This window comes from Acidovorax sp. 99, assembly GCF_003096455.1.
In the GTDB taxonomy this organism is placed as follows: Bacteria; Pseudomonadota; Gammaproteobacteria; order Burkholderiales; family Burkholderiaceae_C; genus Acidovorax; species Acidovorax delafieldii.
In genome coordinates this window covers 2,477,181-2,499,789 of sequence record NZ_QEKU01000001.1, presented here as the reverse complement: position 1 = coordinate 2,499,789, position 22,609 = coordinate 2,477,181, and the positions used below count along the sequence as shown (strand labels likewise).

General features: G+C 66.7%; 20 protein-coding genes. 12 read left to right on the top strand and 8 right to left on the bottom strand.

What is annotated here, in order from left to right:
- Nucleotides 1-92 precede the first annotated feature (92 nt).
- The 3 genes from C8C95_RS11775 to C8C95_RS11765 are packed head-to-tail and all read left to right on the top strand — an operon-like array spanning nucleotide 93 to nucleotide 2,666.
- Nucleotides 93-1,592, top strand: coding sequence for an FAD-linked oxidase C-terminal domain-containing protein (locus C8C95_RS11775; protein ID WP_116748698.1), 1,500 nt, complete (start codon nucleotides 93-95; stop codon nucleotides 1,590-1,592).
- 5 nt (nucleotides 1,593-1,597) lie between these two features.
- Nucleotides 1,598-1,957, top strand: a complete 360-nt coding sequence (locus C8C95_RS11770) for a CidA/LrgA family protein (protein WP_056059873.1) — start codon at nucleotides 1,598-1,600, stop codon at nucleotides 1,955-1,957.
- Nucleotides 1,941-2,666: an LrgB family protein gene (locus tag C8C95_RS11765; protein WP_056059876.1), complete on the top strand. Its 726-nt coding sequence runs from the start codon at nucleotides 1,941-1,943 to the stop codon at nucleotides 2,664-2,666. The genes C8C95_RS11770 and C8C95_RS11765 overlap by 17 nt, the downstream gene beginning before the upstream one ends.
- Before the next feature lie 55 nt (nucleotides 2,667-2,721).
- On the opposite strand, the gene C8C95_RS11760 is transcribed toward C8C95_RS11765, so the two are convergent.
- Together C8C95_RS11760 and C8C95_RS11755 are read right to left on the bottom strand one after the other, a co-directional pair.
- Nucleotides 2,722-4,017 carry a DUF445 family protein gene (locus C8C95_RS11760; RefSeq protein WP_116748697.1) on the bottom strand — a complete coding sequence of 432 codons (1,296 nt, stop codon included), beginning with the start codon at nucleotides 4,015-4,017 and terminating at the stop codon, nucleotides 2,722-2,724.
- Nucleotides 4,018-4,050: 33 nt separating this feature from the next.
- Entirely contained in the window at nucleotides 4,051-5,190 is a 1,140-nt protein-coding gene (locus tag C8C95_RS11755) for an aminotransferase class V-fold PLP-dependent enzyme (protein ID WP_116748696.1), read from the bottom strand.
- A 91-nt stretch (nucleotides 5,191-5,281) separates the two neighbouring features.
- Here C8C95_RS11755 and C8C95_RS11750 point away from each other — a divergent pair, with 91 nt between their 5' ends.
- Complete coding sequence (locus C8C95_RS11750; protein ID WP_116748695.1) at nucleotides 5,282-6,088, top strand: AraC family transcriptional regulator; 807 nt, start codon at nucleotides 5,282-5,284, stop codon at nucleotides 6,086-6,088.
- A gap of 98 nt (nucleotides 6,089-6,186) precedes the next feature.
- A complete protein-coding gene (locus tag C8C95_RS11745; protein WP_116750251.1) occupies nucleotides 6,187-6,798 on the top strand; it encodes a LysE family translocator in 612 nt (203 codons plus the stop codon).
- 28 nt (nucleotides 6,799-6,826) lie between these two features.
- Here C8C95_RS11745 and C8C95_RS11740 read toward each other — a convergent pair whose 3' ends face one another.
- Nucleotides 6,827-10,111, bottom strand: coding sequence for a carboxyl transferase domain-containing protein (locus tag C8C95_RS11740; protein WP_116748694.1), 3,285 nt, complete (start codon nucleotides 10,109-10,111; stop codon nucleotides 6,827-6,829).
- Between the two features lie 233 nt (nucleotides 10,112-10,344).
- Nucleotides 10,345-11,952 (bottom strand): AMP-binding protein, encoded by a 1,608-nt coding sequence (locus C8C95_RS11735; RefSeq protein WP_116748693.1) that lies wholly within the window; start codon nucleotides 11,950-11,952, stop codon nucleotides 10,345-10,347.
- Between the two features lie 155 nt (nucleotides 11,953-12,107).
- On the opposite strand from C8C95_RS11735, the gene C8C95_RS11730 reads away from it, so the two are divergent.
- Together C8C95_RS11730 and C8C95_RS11725 are read left to right on the top strand one after the other, a co-directional pair.
- A complete protein-coding gene (locus tag C8C95_RS11730; protein ID WP_116748692.1) occupies nucleotides 12,108-12,758 on the top strand; it encodes a TetR/AcrR family transcriptional regulator in 651 nt (216 codons plus the stop codon).
- A gap of 53 nt (nucleotides 12,759-12,811) precedes the next feature.
- Nucleotides 12,812-14,059, top strand: a complete 1,248-nt coding sequence (locus C8C95_RS11725; RefSeq protein WP_116748691.1) for a branched-chain amino acid ABC transporter substrate-binding protein — start codon at nucleotides 12,812-12,814, stop codon at nucleotides 14,057-14,059.
- 25 nt (nucleotides 14,060-14,084) lie between these two features.
- Here C8C95_RS11725 and C8C95_RS11720 read toward each other — a convergent pair whose 3' ends face one another.
- Nucleotides 14,085-15,047 (bottom strand): IS110 family transposase, encoded by a 963-nt coding sequence (locus C8C95_RS11720; RefSeq protein WP_116748690.1) that lies wholly within the window; start codon nucleotides 15,045-15,047, stop codon nucleotides 14,085-14,087.
- A 386-nt stretch (nucleotides 15,048-15,433) separates the two neighbouring features.
- Between C8C95_RS11720 and ltaE the strand changes: the two genes are divergently transcribed.
- Nucleotides 15,434-16,504, top strand: a complete 1,071-nt coding sequence (ltaE, locus tag C8C95_RS11710; RefSeq protein WP_116748688.1) for a low-specificity L-threonine aldolase — start codon at nucleotides 15,434-15,436, stop codon at nucleotides 16,502-16,504.
- Nucleotides 16,505-16,510: 6 nt separating this feature from the next.
- Here ltaE and C8C95_RS11705 read toward each other — a convergent pair whose 3' ends face one another.
- The gene (locus C8C95_RS11705; protein WP_116748687.1) at nucleotides 16,511-17,230 is read right to left on the bottom strand and encodes a YggS family pyridoxal phosphate-dependent enzyme; all 720 of its coding nucleotides are present in this window, start codon (nucleotides 17,228-17,230) and stop codon (nucleotides 16,511-16,513) included.
- A 37-nt stretch (nucleotides 17,231-17,267) separates the two neighbouring features.
- Between C8C95_RS11705 and C8C95_RS11700 the strand changes: the two genes are divergently transcribed.
- The 4 genes from C8C95_RS11700 to C8C95_RS11685 all read left to right on the top strand — a co-directional run bounded on the left by C8C95_RS11700 (nucleotide 17,268) and on the right by C8C95_RS11685 (nucleotide 21,223).
- Nucleotides 17,268-18,311, top strand: coding sequence for a type IV pilus twitching motility protein PilT (locus C8C95_RS11700; protein ID WP_015012257.1), 1,044 nt, complete (start codon nucleotides 17,268-17,270; stop codon nucleotides 18,309-18,311).
- Between the two features lie 67 nt (nucleotides 18,312-18,378).
- Nucleotides 18,379-19,014 (top strand): cyclic nucleotide-binding domain-containing protein, encoded by a 636-nt coding sequence (locus C8C95_RS11695; protein ID WP_015012256.1) that lies wholly within the window; start codon nucleotides 18,379-18,381, stop codon nucleotides 19,012-19,014.
- 58 nt (nucleotides 19,015-19,072) lie between these two features.
- The gene (locus C8C95_RS11690) at nucleotides 19,073-20,209 is read left to right on the top strand and encodes a PilT/PilU family type 4a pilus ATPase (RefSeq protein ID WP_015012255.1); all 1,137 of its coding nucleotides are present in this window, start codon (nucleotides 19,073-19,075) and stop codon (nucleotides 20,207-20,209) included.
- A gap of 99 nt (nucleotides 20,210-20,308) precedes the next feature.
- Nucleotides 20,309-21,223, top strand: a complete 915-nt coding sequence (locus C8C95_RS11685) for an NAD(P)-dependent oxidoreductase (RefSeq protein ID WP_116748686.1) — start codon at nucleotides 20,309-20,311, stop codon at nucleotides 21,221-21,223.
- A 121-nt stretch (nucleotides 21,224-21,344) separates the two neighbouring features.
- Here C8C95_RS11685 and C8C95_RS11680 read toward each other — a convergent pair whose 3' ends face one another.
- Together C8C95_RS11680 and C8C95_RS11675 are read right to left on the bottom strand one after the other, a co-directional pair.
- Nucleotides 21,345-22,010 (bottom strand): BON domain-containing protein, encoded by a 666-nt coding sequence (locus tag C8C95_RS11680; RefSeq protein ID WP_015012253.1) that lies wholly within the window; start codon nucleotides 22,008-22,010, stop codon nucleotides 21,345-21,347.
- Nucleotides 22,007-22,606, bottom strand: a complete 600-nt coding sequence (locus tag C8C95_RS11675) for an SIS domain-containing protein (RefSeq protein WP_116748685.1) — start codon at nucleotides 22,604-22,606, stop codon at nucleotides 22,007-22,009. Before C8C95_RS11675 ends, C8C95_RS11680 begins: the two co-directional genes overlap by 4 nt.
- Nucleotides 22,607-22,609: the final 3 nt, after the last annotated feature.

Here is a 22,609-nt window from a genome sequence, read left to right as displayed (position 1 = left end):
AGCTATCAATTGGTGAGCAATCCGGTGTTTTTCACAATCCCCTGAAGAAAAGCTCAAGCCCGGGCACCGAGCCATCCCCTACAGTGACAGCCATGAACACTGCCGCCGACCCCACCGTAGCCCTGTCCGAACGCGCCGCGCGTCAGGCCGAGGTTGTCCAGGCCCTGGGCCGCGTGCTGCCCGCCCACTCACTGCTCTGGCACAACGAGGACACCACGCCCTACGAATGCGACGGCCTCACCGCCTACCGCCAGCGCCCGCTGGTGGTGTGCCTGCCGGAAACCTACGACGAGGTGCAGGCAGTGCTGCAGGCGTGCCACCGGCTGCAGGTGCCGGTGGTGGCGCGCGGTGCGGGCACGGGCCTGTCGGGCGGCGCCATGCCGCACGCCCTGGGCGTGACGATGTCGCTGGCCAAGTTCAACCGCATTCTCGACATCAACCCCGAAAGCCGCACGGCCGTGGTGCAGTGTGGCGTGCGCAACCTGGCGATCAGCGAGGCGGCGGCACCCTACAACCTCTACTACGCGCCCGACCCCAGCAGCCAGATCGCCTGCACCATCGGCGGCAACGTGGCCGAGAACTCGGGCGGCGTGCACTGCCTCAAATACGGCCTCACCGTGCACAACGTGCTCAAGGTAAAGGGCTTCACGGTGGAAGGCGAGCCCGTCGAATTCGGCAGCGAGGCACTCGACGCCCCCGGCTACGACCTGCTAGCCGCCGTGATCGGCAGCGAGGGCATGCTGGCCGTGACCACCGAGGTCACCGTCAAGCTCATCCCCAAGCCCCAGCTGGCGCGCTGCATCATGGCCAGCTTTGACGACGTGCGCAAAGCGGGCGACGCGGTGGCCGCGGTCATCGCGGCCGGAATCATCCCGGCCGGCCTGGAGATGATGGACAAACCCATGACCGCTGCCGTGGAGGACTTTGTGCACGCGGGCTACGACCTGACTGCGGAAGCCATCCTGCTGTGCGAGAGCGACGGCACACCCGAAGAGGTAGAGGAAGAAATTGGCCGCATGAGCGACGTGCTGCGCGCTGCAGGCGCCATCGCCATCTCGGTCAGCAACGACGAAGCCGAGCGCCTGCGCTTCTGGAGCGGCCGCAAGAACGCCTTCCCCGCCAGCGGCCGCATCAGCCCCGACTACATGTGCATGGACTCGACCATCCCGCGCAAGCGCCTGGCGGACATCCTGCTCGCCATCCAGGAGATGGAAAAGAAATACCAGCTGCGCTGCGCCAACGTGTTCCACGCGGGCGACGGCAACCTGCACCCGCTGATCCTGTTCGATGCGAACGATGCCGACCAACTGCACCGCTGCGAGCTGTTTGGCGCCGACATCCTGGAGACCAGCGTCGCCATGGGCGGCACGGTGACGGGCGAGCATGGCGTGGGCGTGGAAAAGCTCAACAGCATGTGCGTGCAGTTCTCTGCGGCAGAGAACGCACAGATGTTCGGGCTCAAGCACGCGTTTGATCCGGCAGGGTTGCTGAACCCCGGCAAGGTGATCCCCACGCTGAACCGGTGCGCGGAGTACGGGAAGATGCTGGTGCGTGGGGGGCAGATCAAGCACCCCGACCTGCCGCGTTTCTGATCGCCATGAAGGCGCTGCAAGGGCTGGCCTTTCTTCTGCTCATGCAGTCGGGGGGCGAGGCGCTGTCTCACTTTTTGAAGCTCCCGGTCCCAGGGCCGGTGGTCGGCATGGTGCTGCTCTTGCTGGCCTTGCGCTGGCAGCCCGTGCGGGATGCCGTGGCGCCAGCGGCGGGCTTCTTGCTCCAGCACCTGTCGCTGCTGTTTGTGCCGGTGGGCGTGGGGGTCATGACCCACCTGGCGCTGCTGAGCACCTATGGCCTGCAGCTGGTGGCGGTGATTGTGCTGTCCACCTGGGTCGGTATGGCCGTGACGGCGCTGGTGCTGCGTCTTTTGCAGCCCAAGGAGACCCATGGCGAACTTCGTTGAGCTGTGGGTGTACCTGGCATCGGCCCCACTGTTCGGGCTGACCGCAACGCTGGCGGTGTATGTGCTGGCGCAGGCGCTGTCGGTGCGCTCGGGGCACGCGCCCTGGGCCAACCCGGTGATGCTGTCGGTGGCCATTCTGGCCACGGTCATGCTGGCCACCGGCACGGCCTATCCCACGTACTTTGCGGGCGCGCAGTTCATCCACTTCTTGCTGGGCCCTGCGGTGGTGGCGCTGGGCTGGCCCCTGTGGCAGCGCCGCGCGGCCTTGCGCTCGCGTTGGGGCCGTCTGGTGCTAGCCTCGCTGGCGGGTGGCAGCGCGGCGGCCGCCAGCGCTGTAGGCCTGGGCTGGGCACTGGGCCTGCCGGGTGATGTGCTGATGTCGCTGGCCCCCAAATCCGTCACCGCCCCGGTCGCCATGGGCATCGCCGCACAGATCGGCGGCGTGCCCGCCCTGGCCGCCGTGTTCGCGGCGCTGACGGGCATGGTGGGGGCGCTGTCTGCGCGCTGGTTGTTTGGCTTGATGCGCCTGCCCACCGACGCGCAAGGCATGGCACTGCGGGGCTTTGCGCTGGGCACGGCGTCACATGGCATCGGCGCGGCGCATGCGCTGCAGGTGCATGCCGAAGCGGGGGCGTATGCAGGGTTGGCGCTGGGGCTGCAGGTGGTGCTGGCGGCGGTGCTGATGCCGCTGGTGTTCCGGTTGTTGTGAGGGGTGCGGCAGGGACATCACCTCTTGTCCCACGCTGCGCCGCGCTCAGCGGTCCTCACCCGCCCCACAAAGCCCGCCCCATCTCCCCCACATGCGACACAGCAAACAGCACCAGCCCGATGAGCCCGCCCACCACGGTGCCATTGATGCGGATGTACTGCAGGTCCTTGCCAATGTTCAGCTCGATCAGCTGCGTCATCTCTTCCGTATCCCACCGCCGCACCGTGTCCTCGATGTGCTGCGCAATGAACGCCGACACATCCGGCGCCAGACCCTCCACCCACCGCTCCAGCCTGTCATTGAACGACTGCCGCAGCGCCGCGTCCCCCGCCAGCGACTCGCCCAGCCATAACCCCAGCTTGCCCATCTGCCGCGCCAGCACCGAGTTGGCATCGGCCAGGTCGCGTTGCAGAGCGCCGCGCAGATCCAGCCACAAGGTCTGCACATAACCTGCCACCGTGGCGTCGGTCTGCAACCAGGTGCGGATCTCCTCGCACTTGCGCTCCCATTCCGGGTCGCTGCGCAGGCGCTCGATAAAGCGCTGCACCGCCACATCAAACTGCGCACGCAGTGCATGCTGCGGGTTGGCGGCCACATCGGCCATCAGGCTCTCCAGCGCGCGGGCCAGCAGGGCCGAGCCCTTGTCGCCCAGCCAGTCGCTGGGCAGTAATTTCTCGGTGCGCGGGTGGTCCTTCTTCAGCCAGACCACGATGGACTGCGCGACCCAGGTGCGGGTTTGCTCGTTCTGCAGCAGTTCGATGAGCTTGGCCAGCACGTCGTCCAGCAGCGCCTGGTGACGGCCGTTGTGCGTGAGGGTGTCGAGCACCGCCGCCAGGGCACGCGACATATCCACCTGCCCGATCAAGGCACGCGCGGCTTTTTGGATGAAGCGCTCCACCTGCGCGTCCTGCACCGTCTCCAGCGCGGCCGATGCCAGGCGCGTGGCCTGGTGCCCCAGCAGCGCGGCGTTGCCTGGCGCCGTGAGCCACTGCGCCAGACGCTCGGCCGGGTCGTGCCGGCGGATCAGCGACACGAGCGAAGGCACGTCCAGGAACTTGTCGCGCACAAAGGTGGCCAGGTTGCGGCCGATGCGCGCCTGGTTGCGCGCGATGACTGCGGTGTGCGGAATGGGCAGGCCCAGCGGGCGCCGGAACAGCGCCACCACCGCAAACCAGTCCGCCAGCGCACCCACCATGGCGGCCTCGGCCATGGCCTTCACACCATTCAGCCAGAGACCCCGCTCTACCACGCTGGTGGCCAAAAAAACGGCGGTGACCAACAACAGCAGGCCCAGAGCCTGCCGCTTGGCACGCCCCAGGGCGAGGGTTGCGCTATCCGCCTCGGCGTTCATCCAGGCAAGCCCGCCGATCTTGACCGCAACCCGTCAGGCAGCCGCCGCAATCTGGTCCAGCGCCTTTGACAAGTGGCCCACGGTGCGGTCCACGTTGTGCCACTTCTCCAGGCCAAACAGGCCGATGCGGAAGGTCTTGAAGTCCGGCCCTTCATCGCACTGCAGCGGCACACCCGCAGCAGTCTGTAGCCCCACTTCCATGAACTTCTTGCCGTTCTGGATGCCGGGGTCGGTGGTGTAGCTCACCACCACGCCGGGCGCCTTGAAGCCGTCTGCCGCCACGCTGGGAAAGCCACGCGATTCGAGCAGCGCGCGCACCTTGGCGCCCAATTCGATCTGCTCGTCACGCACCTTGGAAAATCCATATTCACGCGTCTCGGCCATCACCTCGCGCAGGCGCACCAGCGCATCCGTGGGCATAGTGGTGTGGTACGCGTGCTGGCCCTTTTCGTAGCCCTCGGCAATCTGCATCCACTTCTTGAGGTCGCACGAAAAGCTGCTGCTCGTGGTGCCCTCGATGGCTTCGCGCGCACGCTCGGACAGCATCACCATGGCGCAGCAGGGCGACCCGCTCCAGCCCTTTTGCGGCGCGCTGATGAGCACATCCACGCCCGTGGCCTGCATGTCCACCCACATCGCGCCCGACGCCACGCAGTCCAGCACAAACAGCGCGCCCACCTCATGCGCAGCCGCCGTCAGCGTGCGGATGTAGTCATCCGAAAGGATGATGCCGCTGGCCGTTTCCACATGGGGCGCAAACACCACCTTGGGCTTTTCTGCGCGGATGGTGGCGGCGACTTCTTCTGCGGGGCATGGTGCCCAGGGCGCCTGCGGGCCACTGCCCTGCTGGCGCGCCTTGCACACCACGGAGCCGCCGCCCAGGCCCTTGTCGGCATCAAAGATCTGCGTCCAGCGGTAGCTGAACCAGCCGTTGCGCACGATGAGCACCTTTTCCTTGTTGGCAAACTGGCGCGCCACGGCCTCCATGCCGAAGGTACCGCTGCCGGGCACCAGCACGGCCGTGTGGGCGTGGTAGACCTCTTTGAGCGTGCCCAGGATGTCCTGCACCACGCCGGTGAAGCGCTTGGACATGTGGTTGAGCGCGCGGTCGGTGTAGACCACCGAAAATTCGAGCAAACCATCGGGGTCGATATCGGGCAAAAGGCCGGGCATAGAGGAGTCTCCGCGTGTGAAACTGAGGGAGGAAAAAAGGGACGATCAGGTCAGCTTATCATGGCCCCGCGCCACCCCAAGGCCGCGCGCCATGCAGCAAAAACCCTTCCGATTCCTGCCCACCGCACTGCCCGGCATCGAAGCGATGCAGGCCGACTCCCGCCTCGTCTTCGGCAGGCACATGCACTTGCAGTTCGGCCTCGGCGTGATCGAGCGGGGTGCGCAGAAATCGGCCAGCGGCCGGGGGATTGTGGAATCGGGCCCAGGCGACACCATCACGGTCAACCCCGGCGAAGTCCACGATGGCATGCCGCTGGACGAGCGTGGACGCGCCTGGCGCATGCTCTACCTGGAGCCCGCCCTGGTGGTGCCATTGGCGGCAGAGGTGCATCCGGGCCCGCACGGCTCCGCCTTCGAATTCCATGCTCCGACGATGCGCGATGCGCGGCTGGCGGACCAGGTACTGGCGCTGTTCGACGCGGCCACCCACCGCCCCAACCACTCGGCCGCAGCGTTGCATGTGGAGGAATGCCTGTTGCGGGTGCTGGGCGGCCTGCTGCGGCCGAAGGGCCACCAACAATCCGCCGCGTCCATCGCCAGGGCTCGCACCATGATGGACGACGATCCCACCGCGGCCTGGAGCCTCGCGCAACTGGCCGATGCAGCAAGTTTGAGCCGCTACCAGCTCGTGCGCCAATTTGCCCAGGCCACGGGCCTCACGCCGCACGCCTACCTGCTGCAGCGCCGACTGCAGCTTGCGCGCCATCTGATGGGTGCGGGTACGCCCCTGGCTGATGTCGCCGCAGCCAGTGGCTTTGCCGACCAAAGCCACCTGACGCGCCTCTTCACGCGCAGCTTTGGCATCACACCGGGCGCCTACGTCCGCACACGCGGCTGACAGCCCGGACCCTGCAATTTCGTTCAAGACCGTTGTGCGGGGGTTGGCCGATGCTGCGGGCATCGCCAATTCACGCCGCCGCCGCGCGGCCTCTCGCCATGGGCATCGAATTTCTCATCACCTCTCTCATCGTGGTCGTCTCGCCGGGGCCAGGAACCCTGCTGACCGTGGCGGCCGGGCTCTCGGGCGGCGCGCGAGCCGCCGCCGTGACGGCGCTGGGCTGCACGCTCGGCATCGTGCCGCACCTGCTGGCGGCGATCACCGGGCTGGCCGCACTTCTCAACGCCAGCGCCACGGCATTCGAAGTTCTGCGCTACGCGGGGGTCGCCTACCTGGTCTACATGGGCTGGGCCACGTGGCGCTCGCCCGCCACACTGGAGGTTCGCACTGACGCACCCGCACGCACAGCCGGTGGGCGTATCGCGGAAGCCATGCTGATCAACCTGCTCAACCCCAAGCTGTCGCTGTTCTTCCTCACCTTTCTGCCGCAGTTCATCGCACCGGGTGAAGCGCAGCCCGCGTGGCGCATGCTCCAGCTCTCGCTGGTCTTCATGGCCATGACCTTTGTGGTGTTCTTGGGCTATGGCGTCTTTGCCGCCCGGTTTCGTGACCAGGTGCTGCAGCGCCCCGGCACGCTGGTGTGGCTGCGCCGCGGCTTTGCGGCCGCGTTTGTCGGGCTCGGCGCAAAGCTCGCCCTGATGCACCGATAGGCACCACCGTGTCAGGTGCCGTGCTGCTTCACCAAGTATCGATGCAACGTGGACCCAGCGGCGCCACCTGCGCCGATGCCAACCCCCGCGCCAGCCAGGCCCGCGTGTCCGCCGGGTCGATCACCGCGTCGATCTCCAGCGTGGCGGCCATGTGCATCGCCTCGCCGTTGGCGTAGGACTTGGCCAGCAGCTTGGCAAACAGCGCGTCGCGCTCGGCGCCCTCGGGCAGCGCCTCCAACTCCTTGCGAAAGCCCAGGCGCACGGCGCCTTCGAGCCCCATGGCGCCGAACTCGCCCGTGGGCCAAGCGACAGTGAACACGGGCGCATGAAAGCCCCCGGCCGTCATGCCCATGGCGCCCAGGCCGTAGCCCTTGCGCAGCACCACGCTGAAGGTGGGCACGCGCAGGCTGGCGGCGGTGACGAACAGGCGGCTTACGTGGCGCACCTGGGCCGTGGCTTCGACCTCAGGGCCGACCATGAAGCCGGGCGTGTCCACCAGGCTCACGATGGGCAGGCCATGCGCGTTGCACAGCTGCATGAAGCGCGCGCCCTTGTCCGCCGCATCGGCATCGATGGCACCGCCCAGGTGTTGCGGGTTGTTAGCCAGCAGGCCCACAGGGCGGCCTTCGATGCGTGCCAGCGCGGTGTGGATGCCCGCGCCAAAGCCGGTGCGCAGCAGCAGCAGGCTGCCCTCGTCCACCAGGCCTGCCATCGCCGTGCGGGTGTCGTACACGCGCAGACGGTTCTCGGGCACCACGGCGCGCAGCAGGCGCTGGTCGGGCGCGGACCACTCTGATGTGCGGCCCTGGAAGAACGACAGGTAGTGGCGCGCGGCCTGCACCGCCCCGGCTTCGTCATCGACCAGCACGTCGATCACGCCGTTGGCATGCTGCACGGGGCTGGGGCCGATCTGCTCGGGCTTGAAGACGCCCAGGCCACCGCCTTCGATCATGGCCGGGCCGCCCATGCCGATGTTGCTGGCGCGCGTGGCAATGATCACGTCGCTGCAGCCCAGCAGCGCCGCGTTGCCCGCAAAGCAGCGCCCGGCGGCGATGCCGATGACTGGCACCTGGCCCGACAGCGCCGCGTAGCTGGCGAAGGTGTGCACATGCAGCCCCGCCACCACGGGCATGTCGGTGTCGCCCGGGCGCCCGCCGCCGCCCTCGGCAAACAGCACCAAGGGCAGCTTCTGCGCCAGCGCGATGCCGAGCATGCGGTCGGTCTTGGCGTGGTTGCGTGCGCCCTGGGTGCCCGCGAGCACGGTGGCGTCGTACGACATCACCACGGCGCGGGACTTCTCGTCGCCAAACAGTGCGCCGTTGATGCCGCCAATGCCCGTGACCATCCCATCGGCGGGCGTGTTGGCAATCAGGTCCTCCTTGCTGCGGCGTCGGGCCTGCGCGGCGATGGCGAGGGCGCCATATTCGATGAAGCTGCCGTCGTCGCACAGGTCGGCAATGTTCTCGCGCGCGGAGCGGCCACCTTGCGCGTGGCGCTTGGCCATGGCGTCGGGGCGCGCGGCGTCGAGCGTGAAGGCGTGGCGGTCGATCACGCGTTGCAGGTCGGCGCGGATGTGGTCGGGGTCGTGCGCAGCGCTGCCCTGCACTTCGACATCGGCCGCATCGTCCACCGGGTCCAGCACCAGCAGCGGCTGCTCCTGCGCGACGTAGCCACCGGCCACGGCCAGCAGCGCGCCCACGCGGCCTGCGTGCGGGGCCAGCAGCACATGCTCCATCTTCATGGCTTCAAGCACGGCCAGCTCGGCGCCGGCAGCGACCACGTCGCCCTCGGCCACGCTCAGCTGCACCAGGCGGGCGGGCATGGGGGCCAGCACTGCGCCGTCAGGGGTGTCAGAGGCAATATGTGGTTCTTTTTGCCCTGTAGCGCTAGTCGAATCTGCCTTGATAGCTATATTTTTAGTAGCAACCAGAAGCTCTGGCAGCACCGACTCCAGCCAGCGCGTGTGCACCTGCTGGCTCTCCATTTCGGGCCGTGTTGCCAGCGCCTGCAGCAGCGCGAGGTTGGTGGCCACACCGTCGATGCGGCACTCGGCCAGCGCGCGCTGCGAGCGGCGCAGCGCATCGGCAAAACGCGGGCTGCGCGTGTGCACGATGAGCTTGGCCAGCAGCGTGTCGTAGTGCGGCGACGGCGTGGCGCCTGCTGCGCCGTGCGTGTCCACGCGCACGCCGGGGCCTGCGGGCAGGTCAAAGCGGCTGAGCGTACCGCTGCCGGGGGTGGCGTTGCCCTGTGCGTCCAGCGTCTCGGCGTTGATGCGCCACTGCACGGCAAAGCCCAACACGGCAGGCGGTTCGGCAGGGTCGAGGCCGATGTCCTGCAACGTGCGGCCCGCGGCCAGCGCAATCTGCGCCTGCACCAGGTCCACGCCGGTGACCTCTTCGGTGATGGTGTGCTCCACCTGCAGGCGCGGGTTGCATTCGATGAACACAAACGGCAGGTCGTTCGAGGCCAGGTCCACCAGAAACTCGAACGTGCCCAGGCCCTCGTAGGCCACGGCGCGCGCCATGGACAGTGCGGCGGTGGTGATGCGCTCGCGCAGCACTGCGGGCAACGAAGGGCTGGGCGCGATCTCCACCACCTTCTGAAAGCGCCGCTGCAGCGTGCACTCGCGCTCGCCCAAGGCAATTACCTCGCGCCCGTCGCTCAGCACCTGCACCTCGATATGGCGGGCGTTGTCCATCAGGCGCTCCACGTACACGCCGTCCACACCAAAGGCGGCCTGCGCCTCGCTGCGACAGCGCGCGTAGGCAGCGGGCAAGTCATCGGCCGACGCCACCGCGCGCATGCCCCGCCCGCCGCCGCCACCGATGGCCTTGATGACGATGCCAGCATGGGCGTGCTGCGCGAAGAAGGCCTGGGCCTCCTCCAGAGACACCGCCGCCTGCGTGCCGGGCATGAGCGGCACGCCCTGCTGCTGCGCCAGCGCACGGGCCTGCGCCTTGTCGCCGAACAACGCGAGCTGCGCAGGCGTGGGGCCGATGAAGCGCAGCCCCGCCTCGGCGCAGGCGCGGGCAAAGTCGGCGCGCTCGCTCAGGAAGCCATAGCCCGGGTGCACGGCATCGCAGCCCTGCGCCTGCGCAATGGCGATGAGGCGCGCGCCGTCCAGGTACGCCGCCGGGCCGGTGGCGCCCAGTGCCACGGCCGCACTGGCTGCGTGGACATGGGGGCTGGTGGCGTCATCGTCGGCATACACGGCCACGCTGGCAATGCCCAGGTCGTGCAGGGCGCGCACCGTGCGCAGTGCGATCTCGCCCCGGTTGGCGATCAGGACTTTGGCAAAGAGGGGCAAGGTCATGGTTTTGCTTCTGTTTTTATAGCATTTAGCGCTTTACTGATAAGCGCTGGCGGCTATTTTTTTCTAATTGATGGACTCACAGAACTGCGCTTGCCTCGCAGCGCTTGCAACTGGCGGGGCCCACACCAGGGCTCCCGCGCAAGGGCCGCCCCGCCGCGCTGGGAGCGTCCCCCTCCCTAGCGCGAAGCGCGTAGAGAGAGGGGGAAGGCGCCGCAGGCGACTCAGGGGGTGTTTCATGCATCCCGAAGCAGGCGGCGCAGCACTTTGCCAGCGCCCGTGGCGGGCAGTGCGTCGATGAAACGCACCTCGCGCGGGGCTTTGTAGGGCGCCATGTTCTCGCGGCACCAGGCCACCAGGCCGGCGGCGTCCACATCCTGGCCGGACTTCTTGACGATGAAGGCGCGCACCACCTCACCCTTTTCCGCATCGGGCACGCCGATGACGGCGGCCTGGGCCACGGCGGGGTGCTTGATGAGCAGGGTCTCGACCTCTTCGGGGAACACGCTGTAGCCCGAGACCTTGATCATTTCCTTGAAACGGCCGATGAAGCTGAGGTAGCCGTCCGCATCGATCTTGCCCATGTCGCCGGTGTAGACCCAGCCATCCCGCAGGGTCTTGGCCGTGGCCTCGGGCTTGTTCCAGTAGCCCTTGAAGTTGCCGGGGCCGTGGATGGTGATCTCGCCCACCTCGCCAACGGCCAGCGGTGCGCCGGTGTCGGGATCGACGATGCGCAGGGTGTTGCCCGGCACGGGCTTGCCCTGGGTGCCCCAGCGGATCGCGTCCACCGGCATGGCGGTGTCCACGGTGTGGGTTTCCGACAGGCCATAGGCCGCCTCGTGCGCAATGCAGTTGGGTGCGAACTGCTGCCACTGCAGGGCCAGCGCCTCGGTGAAGGTGATGCCGAAGCTGGTGACTGGGTTGCGGCGCAGCGCGCTCCAGTCCATCTCGCGTGCGCCGGGCACCTGCATGAGCGCGCCGTTCATGGGCGCGATGCTGTACCACCAGGTCACGCGGTGGCGCTCCAGCGCCTGGGCCACGCCCAGCGGGTCAAAACGGTACAGCAGCACGGCCGTGGCGCCGGTGTACACGGGCAGGTTCACGCCCATCACCATACCGGCGATGTGGTACAGCGGGGCCACGGCCAGCAGCGTTTCGTGCGGCGTCATGCCATTGCAGTCGGCCGACGCGGCGGTCTTGAAGGTGGCATTGCCGTAGCTCAGCATCGCGCCCTTCGGCAACCCGGTGGTGCCCGAGGTATAGGTCATGAGCGAAATGTCATCCATCGACAGCGCCACGGGCGCAGGCCGCGCACCGGTGCGGGTGGTGGCCAAGAAGTCTTCGCAGCCCGCAGGCACCGGAGCCATGGCGGCGCGCATGGCCAGCAGCTCGGCGGGTACGTCGATGCTGGGCGTGCCCTCGGGTAGCAGCTCGGCATAGCGCACCACAAACACCTGCTGCAGCGCAGTCTTGGCGCGCACCTTGTCCACCACGGGCAGCAGCACATCGGCCGCGACGATCACGCGCGCCTGCAGGTCGGTGAGCTGGTACTCCAGCTCATGCTCCTTGTTCAGCGGCCCGCAAGGGCAGACGATGGCGCCGATCTTCTGGATGCCGTAGTGCGCCATCACGTACTGCGGGCAGTTGTTCATGAACAGTGCCACGGGCTCGCCCTTGGTCACACCCAGCGCCTGCAGGTGCGCGGCAAATGCATCACTGGCCGCATCAAGCTGCGCCCAGGTGAGGGGCTGGCCGTACCAGAGGTAGGCGATGCGGTCGGGCGTTTCGCGCGCGTGACGGCGCAGGTGTTCGTGCAGCAGCAGCTGCGGTGCGGCAGAAGGCATGGCGTTGTCTCCGAGGTGTCTGGAATCGCTGGTTCTTGGCGGCCACTCAGGGTTTTCTCTGAGCGCCCTCACCCGCCAGCGTCTTGCCAATATATACCGCTCGGTAGAACAATGCTACCCATGGGTATAACTCCAACGTCGCGCAAAGGACACCGATGAACCAGCAGCCCCCCGTGCAGGCCAGCGGCCGCCAGAAGGCCGCCACGGCCGGGTCGGACGAAAAGCGCGAACGCATCTTGCGCGCAGCCGAGGCGCTATTCGATGCGCAGGGCTACGCCAATACCACCATCGAGCAGATCGTGCAGCAGCTGGGCGTGACCAAGCCCTTTGTGTACTACTACTTTCGTAACAAGCAGGAGATCTTCGAGACCCTGTCGTGGGCGCCTGCCGTGGCGTGTTTCACTGCGATGGACTTTGCGGCGGACGATGACCGGCCTGCCCATGTGAAGGTGACGGAAGGCATCGAGCGGCTGATCCGCGCCACGCTGGAGCACCACCCCTCAGCCTTCTTCCCGTACCGCGAGCCGCAGGTGTACCGGCCCGAGTACCTGGCGGCCCAGAAGGATTTGGCGACCCACTTCTACGACCGGCTGTGCGCGCTGCTCGAACAGGGCCGCGACGACGGCATGTTCGAGTTCAACGACACCAAGATTACCGCCCTGGCCGCCTGCAGCCTGCCCGGCTTTCTCTACAACTGGTACCGCCCTGACGGCCGCCTGTCGCAAGACGAGGTGGTGCAGGAGCTGGCGCAGCTGGCCTGGCGTGTGCTGGGGCTGCGACGAACCCGCAAGCGCAACTCAGCCTGACGCGCACCGCAGCACCCCTACACCAGGCACAACAACCACCGGAGACAAAACCCATGAAAACCGTGTTCCTCACCCCCCTGGCCGCTGCGGCGGCCCTGCTGATCGGCACGGCCGCCAGCGCGCAGGAGACCTTCAAGGTCGCCTACATCGACCCGCTGTCGGGCCCGTTCGCCAATGTGGGCGAGCTGATGCTCACCCACACGCAGTACGCCATCGAGGACATCAACGCCAAGGGCGGCGTGCTCAAGGGCACCAAGCTGCAGCTGCTGCAGTTCGACAGCAAGCTCTCGGCGCAGGAAAGCCAGAGTGCGCTGCAGGCCGCCATTGACCAGGGGGCCAAGGCCATCGTGACGGGCGGCTCGGGCTCATCGGTGGTCACGGCGCTGGTGCAAGCGGCAGCGCGCCACAACCAGCGCAATCCGGGCAAGGAGATCCTGGTGCTGAACCACTCCTCCATCGACCCCGAGCTGACGGGCAAGGCCTGCAACTTCTGGCACTTCCAGTTCGAGGCCAACACGGCCATGAAGATGAAGGCCATCGCCAACTACATCAAGAAGCAGCCGGACATCAAGAAGGTGTACCTGCTGAACCAGGACTACGCCCATGGCAAGCAGTGGGCGCACTATGGCCGCGAGATGGTGGGCCTGGCGCGGCCCGACATCCAGTTTGTGGGCGAGGCGCTGCACCCCATCGGCCGCGTGAAGGACTTTGCACCCTACCTTGCCAAGGTCAAGAGCACCGAGGCCGACTCGGTCATCACCGGCAACTGGGGGCAGGACATGACGCTGCTGCTCAAGGCGGCGGGTGACGCGGGCTACAACCTACGCTACTTCAACCACAGCGCGGGCTCCATCCCCGGCACGGTGCTGGCGGTATCGCAGGCCAAGCAAGGCCAGCTGACCTGGGTGGCCGAATGGCACCCCGGACAGGCCGACACCCCCAAGGTGGACGCGCTGGCCAAGACCTACAAGACCAAGACGGGCAAGGACTTCCTCGCGCCGCGCATCGAGATGACGCCGCGCTTCCTCGCCGCCGCCATCAACAAGGCCCAGTCCACCGACCCGGTGAAGGTGGCGCGCGCGCTGGAAGACCTGACGCTCGAATCGGTGGTGGGCCCGGTGCGCATGCGCGGCGAAGACCACCAGCTGCTGCTGCCCCAGGTGGTCAACACCATCGCGCCGGTGGACGGCAAGGCCGTGAAGGTGGGCTGGGAAGGCACGAACTATGGCTTTCGCACCGATGCCGCCTACACCGGCAATGAGCTGGCGCAAGGCACGGATTGCAAGATGAACAGACCGTAGCCCCCCTGAGTAACCGTCTTCAAAGTCAAGCGCGATGAAGCGAAGCATCCCAAGGTTTCCCGGTTCTGACCATGGCGTTGAGCATGGTCAGCAGCTTGCGCATGCAAGCGACCAAGGCTACCTTGGGCAGTTTGCCTGCGGCTTTGAGGCGCTCGTAGAACGCCCGGATGACGGGGTTGTAGCGCGTGGCGGTCAGGGTCGCCATGTACAGCACACGCCGAATTTCAAAACGCCCGCCCTGCACCCTGCGCCTGCCTTTACGGTTGCCCGAGTCGTTGGACATAGGGGCCACGCCCACCAAAGCCGCTATCTCGCGGCGATTGAGCCGACCCAGTTCAGGCAACTGGGCAATCAGCGTTGCGCTGGCCACAGGACCTATGCCGTTGGTCGATTGCAGCAACCCGTCGAGTTCGCTGAAGTGCTCGCGCACATGGCCCACCATCTGTGCCTCCAGATCATGGAGTTGGGCCTTGATGGCGGCAATGATGGCCTCGATGCTGGGGTGCAGTTTTGTGGGCGTGATCTGCAGACGCTGGCGTTCGCTGCCCAGCATGGCCAGCAACTGACGGCGGCGCGTGACCAAAGCCGCCAGCCACTGCTGACACTCATCGGCCACAGGGCGCAGAAAGCGCGCCAAATCCTCGCGGCGCACCAACACCGCTGCCATCTCGGCCAGCATGCGCGCATCCACGGCATCGGTTTTTGCCAGACGGCCCATGCTCCTGGCAAAGTCACGCGCCTGGCGCGGGTTCAGCACGGCCACAGGCAGGCCCGAGGCTTGCAACGCACAGGCCAGGGCAGCCTCATAGCCACCGGTAGCCTCCATGACCACCAGGTCAACCCCCAAGGGCAACAAACTGGCCGCCAGTGCCGAGTGTCCATCGGGGTCATTGGAAAACCGCTGCGCACCGCTGTCGGCGCCCAGCACACAGACATCCACGTGGGCCTTGGCCACGTCGATGCCTACCGTCAGTGAAAAAGCAGACATGATCTTCAGCTCCCATGCTTGTACATGCGCGCTCGAAGGCGGCGCGCGTAACCGTTCGGGCTTCATGAAGACCAGCGCGGCAGCCGTGCGTTATGTACTCAGGGACGGGCTCGAACACCCCAGTCGCTACCAAACTGCACGGACCGGTCTGGCTACCCCCAAAAGGGCAATCAAACTTTACCGCGAGGGTCGGATGGAAGATACAAGTCGCCTTCGGCGCCTTCCCCCTCGGGGGGACGACGCCCTCGCTGCTGGGCGGCCCTTGCTCGGCGTCCCCGACCTAGGCAGCGCCCATTTCGCCGGCCGAGGGGATTGCAGCCGCAGGGGATGCCAACGCGACTAATATGGCCGGCCATTCATTGACCCGACCCACAAGGACCGCGCCCATGCCCGACTTTCGCAGCGACACCGTCACCCAGCCCACGCCCGCCATGCGCGAGGCCATGTTCAAGGCCCCGCTGGGCGACGATGTGTTTGCCGACGACCCCTCGGTGAACGCACTGCAGGACCATGCCGCCGAGCTGCTGGGTTTTGAGGCCGCCCTGTTCGCCCCCTCGGGCACGCAAACCAACCTGATCGCGCTGTGGGGCCACTGCCAGCGCGGCGACGAGGCCATCGTGGGCCAGAGCTGGCACACCTACCGCTGGGAGGCGGGCGGCATGGCCGTGCTGGGCTCCATCCAGCCCCAGCCGGTCGAAACCCAGCCTGACGGCACGCTGCGCGTGGCCGACATCGCGGCCGCCATCAAACCGGACGACCCGCACTTCGCGCGCACCCGCCTGGTGGTGCTGGAAAACACGACCGGCGGCCAGGTGCTGCCGCCCGCCTACATCGCCGAGGTGGCGCAACTGGCGCGCAGCCGGGAGCTGGCCATGCACCTGGACGGCGCACGCATGTTCAACGCTGCCACGGCCAATGCCGCGCGCAACGGCACCGATGTGTATGCGGAAGCGCGCGCGCTGTGCAGCCACTTTGATTCCGCATCGCTGTGCCTGAGCAAGGGCCTGGGCGCGCCCGTGGGCTCGCTGGTGCTGGGCTCGCGCGACTTCATCCGGCAGGCGCGCCGCACCCGCAAGATCCTGGGCGGTGGCATGCGGCAGGCAGGTGTCCTGGCGGCTGCCGGCCACTACGCGCTGCAGCACCACGTTCGGCGCCTGGCGGAAGACCACGCCCGCCTGGACCGGCTGGCCCAAGGGCTGACCGAAGCCAACCACAGCCACCCCGTGCTGCAGGGCAAGCTCACCGTGCTGCCGTGGCAGACCAACATCCTCTTCACCGACCTGCACGCAGAGGTGGCCCCAGCCTTCACCGCCTGGCTGGCGCAGCACGGCGTGCGCGTCACCAGCAGCCTGTATGGCGGCGCCACCCGGCTGCGCTGGGTGACGCACTTGGATGTGAGTGAGGCGGACGTGACAGCGGCGCTGGACTGCGTGGCGCGCTTCACGCTGCCGGGCTGAGCCCGCTCAGGCGGCGGGGTAGGTCCGGCCACCAAACACGCCGGTGCCCACGCGCACCAGCGTGCTGCCTGCCTGAATGGCGGCCTCCAGGTCGGCCGTCATGCCCAGGGATAGGGTGTCAAACTGCCCCAGGCTTGGCTCTCCCACTGCCGATATCTCGTCAAATAGCCTTCTGGCGCTAGTGTGGATTGCCAATTGCGCTTCAAATTCAGGAGCATGGTCCGGAATGCTCATGAGCCCCCGCACCACCAGCCGTGGCAGTTTTGCGACAGCGCGCACCAGGTCCAGGGCCTCGGCCGGGGCCACGCCCGACTTGGTGGGCCCACCGTCGATGTTGACCTGGATACATACCTGCAGCGGCGGCAGGTGATCGGGCCGCTGGGCCGACAGGCGCTCGGCGATCTTGAGCCGATCCACCGTATGCACCCAGGCAAAGTGCTCGGCCACCAGGCGGGTCTTGTTGCTCTGGATAGGGCCAATGCAGTGCCACTGTAGCGCCACGCCGGGCAAGGCAGCCCGCACGGCGGCGATCTTGTCCACGCCCTCCTGGATGTAGTTCTCGCCAAAGGCGCGCTGGCCTGCGGCCACCGCCTCCAGCACTGCATCGGCGCCAAAGGTCTTGGAAACGGCCAGCAGGCCCACCTGGCCCGGGTCACGCCCGGCAGCCCGGCACGCCTGGGCGATCCGGCCCATAACCTGTTGGAGGTTGTTAGCAATCGTGGTCATAATGTTTGGCAAGCGTACCAAACGATAGAGGGACTCCGTGGACATTACCCAATTGCTCGCGTTCAGCGTGAAGAACAAGGCCTCCGACCTGCACCTCTCCGCCGGTCTGCCGCCCATGATCCGGGTCCACGGCGACGTGCGGCGTATCAACGTCGATGCGCTGGACCACAAGACGGTGCATGCCATGGTGTACGACATCATGAGCGACGCGCAGCGCAAGACGTATGAAGAGTTCCTGGAGGTGGACTTTTCCTTCGAGATCGAAGGCCTGGCCCGCTTCCGCGTCAACGCCTTCAACCAGAACCGGGGCGCGGCCGCCGTGTTCCGGACGATTCCGAGCAAGATCCTGACGCTGGAGCAACTCAACGCCCCCAAGATCTTCGGCGACCTGGCCTTGAAGCCACGGGGCCTGGTGCTGGTGACCGGCCCCACGGGCTCGGGCAAGTCCACCACGCTGGCCGCCATGGTCAACTACCTCAACGAATCCGAATACGGCCACATCCTCACGGTGGAAGACCCGATCGAATTCGTGCACGAGTCCAAGAAGTGCCTGATCAACCAGCGTGAAGTCGGCCCGATGACGCTGTCCTTCGCGGCGGCCCTGAAGTCCGCACTGCGCGAAGACCCGGACGCCATTCTGGTGGGCGAAATGCGCGACCTGGAAACCATCCGCCTGGCCATGACGGCTGCTGAAACGGGCCACTTGGTGTTCGGTACGCTGCACACCTCCAGCGCCGCCAAGACCATCGACCGGATCATCGACGTGTTCCCCGCCGAAGAAAAGGAAATGGTCCGTGCGATGTTGTCCGAGTCGCTGCAGGCCGTGATCTCGCAGACGCTGTGCAAGACCAAGGACGGCTCCGGCCGCGTGGCCGCGCACGAGATCATGCTGGGCACCAGCGCCATCCGCAACCTGATCCGCGAGGCCAAGGTGGCGCAGATGTATTCGACCATCCAGACCAGCAACAGCGTGGGCATGCAGACGCTGGACCAGAACCTGACCGACCTGGTGCGCCGCAACATCATCAGCCCGGCCGAAGCACGCAGCAAGGCCAAGATCCCCGAGAACTTCCCCGGCTGAGCCCCCGACAGCACACACCCATGAACGACTTTGCGGCCCCTGCAGGCGCCGCATACCGGAGCGCGATATGAAAGGCATTTTGAGCCTTCTGAAAATGAAAGCCCGCAGCGGCAAGCCATCGGACGACCACACGGACTCCGTGCTGTTCTCCACCGCGTTTGCGGGCCAGGGGGTGGACGACTCCATGCTGGTGCCCTGGGAGGCCCGTGCCGTGGAAGTGGGTGCCAAGCGCCTGCCCACCAGCCGGGGCGGCAAGCTGCTGCAAGGCCTGTGGGCCAAGGACAAGTACATGGCGCACCTCGACAAGGACGCCGTGGAGCGCATGGAGCGCTTTTTTGAATTTGCGGCCGTCCCCTCCAACCGCGACGTGATCCGCCAGGACGAGTACGGCAACTTCATGGTGGTGCTGCTCACCGGCACCATCGCGGTGGACCGCGTGCAGCCCTGGGGCGAGCAGTTGCGCCTGGCCGAGACCCGTCCCGGCGACATCCTGGGCGAAATGTCGCTGCTGGACAGCGGCATCCGCTTTTCGGCCTGCACCACGCTGACCGACTGCGAGATCGCCGTGCTGTCGGCCGAGGCCATGGACGACATGATGACCAAGGACCCGCAACTGGCCGCCAGCCTGATTGCCCTGCTGGCGCGCAAACTGTCGCTGCGCCTGCGTGTGGTGAGCGCGCGCCTGAGCGACAACCAGAAATGATGCACCTATCCACGACACAAGATCGTCCGGCAGACGACCACCCCCGGGAGAACTTCTGATGGAACGCGATCAGGCCAGTAAATTCATCAATGACCTGCTCAAGCTGATGGTGAGCCGCAATGGCAGCGACTTGTTCATCACGGCAGAGTTTCCACCCGCCATCAAGGTCGATGGCAAGGTGACCAAGGTGTCGCCGCAGCCGCTCACACCCAACCACACGCTGACGCTGGCGCGCGCCATCATGAGCGACAAGCAGGTGGCCGACTTCGAGCGCACCAAGGAGTGCAACTTCGCCATCTCGCCCGCCGGCATCGGGCGCTTCCGCGTCAACGCCTTCATCCAGCAGGGCAAAGTGGGCATGGTGCTGCGGACTATTCCGCTCACACTGCCGACCATTGACGGCCTGGGCGTGCCACAGGTGCTCAAGGAGGTGACGATGACCAAACGCGGCCTGTGCATCCTGGTGGGTGCCACGGGCTCGGGCAAATCCACCACGCTGGCCGCCATGGTGGACTGGCGCAACGAGAACTCGTTCGGCCACATCATCACGGTGGAAGACCCTATCGAATTTGTGCACCCGCACAAGAACTGCGTGGTCACGCAGCGCGAAGTGGGCCTGGACACCGACAGCTGGGAAGCCGCCCTGAAGAACACGTTGCGGCAGGCGCCCGACGTGATCCTGATGGGCGAAATCCGCGACCGCGAGACCATGGAGCATGCGGTGGCGTTTGCCGAAACCGGGCACTTGTGCCTGGCCACGCTGCACGCTAACAGCGCCAACCAGGCGCTGGACCGGATCATCAACTTCTTCCCTGAAGAGCGCCGCGCCCAGTTGCTGATGGATCTCTCGCTCAACCTGCGCGCCATGATCTCGCAGCGCCTGATCCCCAAACAGGACGGCAAGGGCCGCGCCGCGGCGGTGGAGGTGATGCTCAACACCCCGCTGATCTCCGACCTGATCTTCAAGGGCGAGGTCTCCGAGATCAAGGAGATCATGAAGAAGAGCCGCAACCTGGGCATGCAGACCTTCGACCAGGCGCTGTTCGATGCCTACGAGGCCAACGTCATCAGCTACGAAGACGCGCTGCGCAATGCCGACTCGCTCAATGACCTGCGCCTGCAGATCAAGCTCAACAGCCAGCGCGCCAAGTCGCCCGATCTGGCACAGGGCACCGAGCATTTCGCGATCGTGTGACGCCAGAGCAAGCTCCACACGCCTTCGCCCCGCTTCACCCGCCCTTCTGGGCGGGTTTTCGTTTTGACCCATACTTTCAGCTCATCACGCGATCACACCATGCCAAGCACCAATCCCCGCAATTACGACGCAACCCCTTCCCGCAAGGTCGCCTTTCTGGGCCTGGGCGTGATGGGCTACCCCATGGCTGGCCACCTGGCGCTGGCCGGTCATGAAGTCACGGTGTACAACCGCACCGCTACCAAATCCGTAGCATGGTGCGCAGAATATGCGCGCACCAAAGCCCCCAATCATGCAGCGACGCCCCGCGAGGCGGCCGCAGGCGCCGACATCGTGTTCTGCTGCGTGGGCAACGACGACGACCTGCGCTCCGTGACGCTGGGCGCGGACGGCGCCTTTGCCGGGATGAAGCCCGGCGCCATTTTTGTGGACCACACCACCGCATCGGCCGAGGTGGCGCGCGAGCTGTACGCTGCTGCCCAAGCCTTGGGCCTGCAGTTTGTCGATGCCCCCGTGTCGGGCGGCCAGGCGGGCGCACAGAACGGCATGCTCACGGTGATGTGCGGCGGCGATGCGGCCGCCTTCGAGGCCGCTCAGCCCGTTGCCATGGCGTTCTCGCGCGCCTTCACGCTGCTGGGCGCCAGCGGCTCGGGCCAGCTGGCCAAGATGGTCAACCAGATCTGCATCGCCGGGCTGGTGCAGGCCCTGTCAGAAGCCGTGGCGTTTGGCCAGAACGCCGGGCTGGACATGAAGCAGGTACTGGACGTGATCGGCAAGGGCGCGGCCCAGAGCTGGCAGATGGACAACCGTGGCAAGACCATGGTGGACGGCAAGTTCGACTTTGGTTTTGCCGTGGACTGGATGCGCAAGGACCTGGGACTGGTGCTGGACGAAGCCAAGCGCAACGGATCACGCGTGCCCGTGACGGCGCTGGTGGACCAGTTCTACGCCGATGTGCAGAAGATGGGTGGTAACCGCTGGGATACGTCCAGCCTGATTCAGCGCTTGAAGTAACCGCGCAACCACCGGCGACGCGTGGCAGAGCAGCGGAGCTCCCACGCTACATGCCAATAAAAAAAGTCCCAGACCACGCGCTGCGGTCTGGGACTTGGACCCTACGGTCTGATGCTCGGCCTTAGCCGCCAGCTGGCTTGGTGTCCGTGGTGACTGGCGCAGGCTGCGGCGCAATGCGGCGCAGTTCTTCTTCCGAAACGATCTCGAACACGCGCACCACCTTGCGCACATCGGTCACACCCCGGGCGATGTCGGTGGCGCGGTTGGCTTCGCGCTGCGACACACGGCCCATCAGGTAGACGGTGTTGCGCTCCGTCACCACCTTGAAGGAGTTGGCCGAGATGTCCTGCGCGTCCACCAGGCTCGCGCGCACCTTGCCGGTGATGAAGGTGTCCGTGGACCGCTGGCTCAGCGTGGAAGGGGGCATCACGGCCAGATCGTTGACGACCGAGCGCACGTTTTCCACCTGCGACACCATCTGCTCCACCGCCTGACGGTCCTGGGCGGTGGCGACTTCACCGGTCAGCAATGCCTGGCGGTTGTAGCTGGTTACGTTGACGTGGGCCCGGTCGCCCAGGGTCTCGCGGATGCGATTGGCAGCGCGCAGCTCGATGCCTTCGTCTTCGATCTGGGTGCCGGCCGTGCGGCGGTCTACCGCCATCACGCCGCCGACTACGGCGCCGCCCACGATCAAGGGCGCGCAGGCCGAGAGTGCCGCCGCCAGCGTGGCGGCAGCCAGGGCAGTGCCCACCACGCGGCGGGTGCGGTTCAGGGTTGTCGGGGTCATAGTGGAATCTCCTGTTCACCAAGTAACTGTGCGTCCACGCCGTCGCTGAGGCAGTGCAGCACCAGCGTGTGGACTTCGCGCACGCGTGCCGCACGCTCGTGGGGCACGCTGATCAAAACGTCGGTCTCCCGCAGCATGGCGGCCAGCTTGCCGCCGGTGCGGCCCGCCAGCACCACCACCGTCATGTCGCGCTCGTGCGCGGCCTCGGTGGCGGCCAGCAGGTTGGGGTCGTTGCCATGCACCGTCAGGGCCAGCAGCACATCGCCCGCCTGGCCCAGGGCACGCACCTGGCGCGCAAACTGCTGGGTGGCATCGTGGCTGCCCGCAGCCGCCGTGAGCAGGGTGTTGTCGGAGGTGAGCGCCAGCGCGGCCAGCTCGGGGCGTTCGCGTTCAAAGCCCGCCACGCAGAAGGCGGCAAACTGCTGCGCCTCGGCGGCCGATGGGCCATTGCCACAGGCCAGCACCTTGCCGCCGCTGGTCACGCAGGCCAGCACCGCCTGTACGGCAGCGGCAATGGGGTGGCTCAGGGTTTGCGCGGCCTGGTACTTCAGGTCGGCGCTGTCGATGAAATGCTGTTGGATGCGTTGCTCAAGCATGAG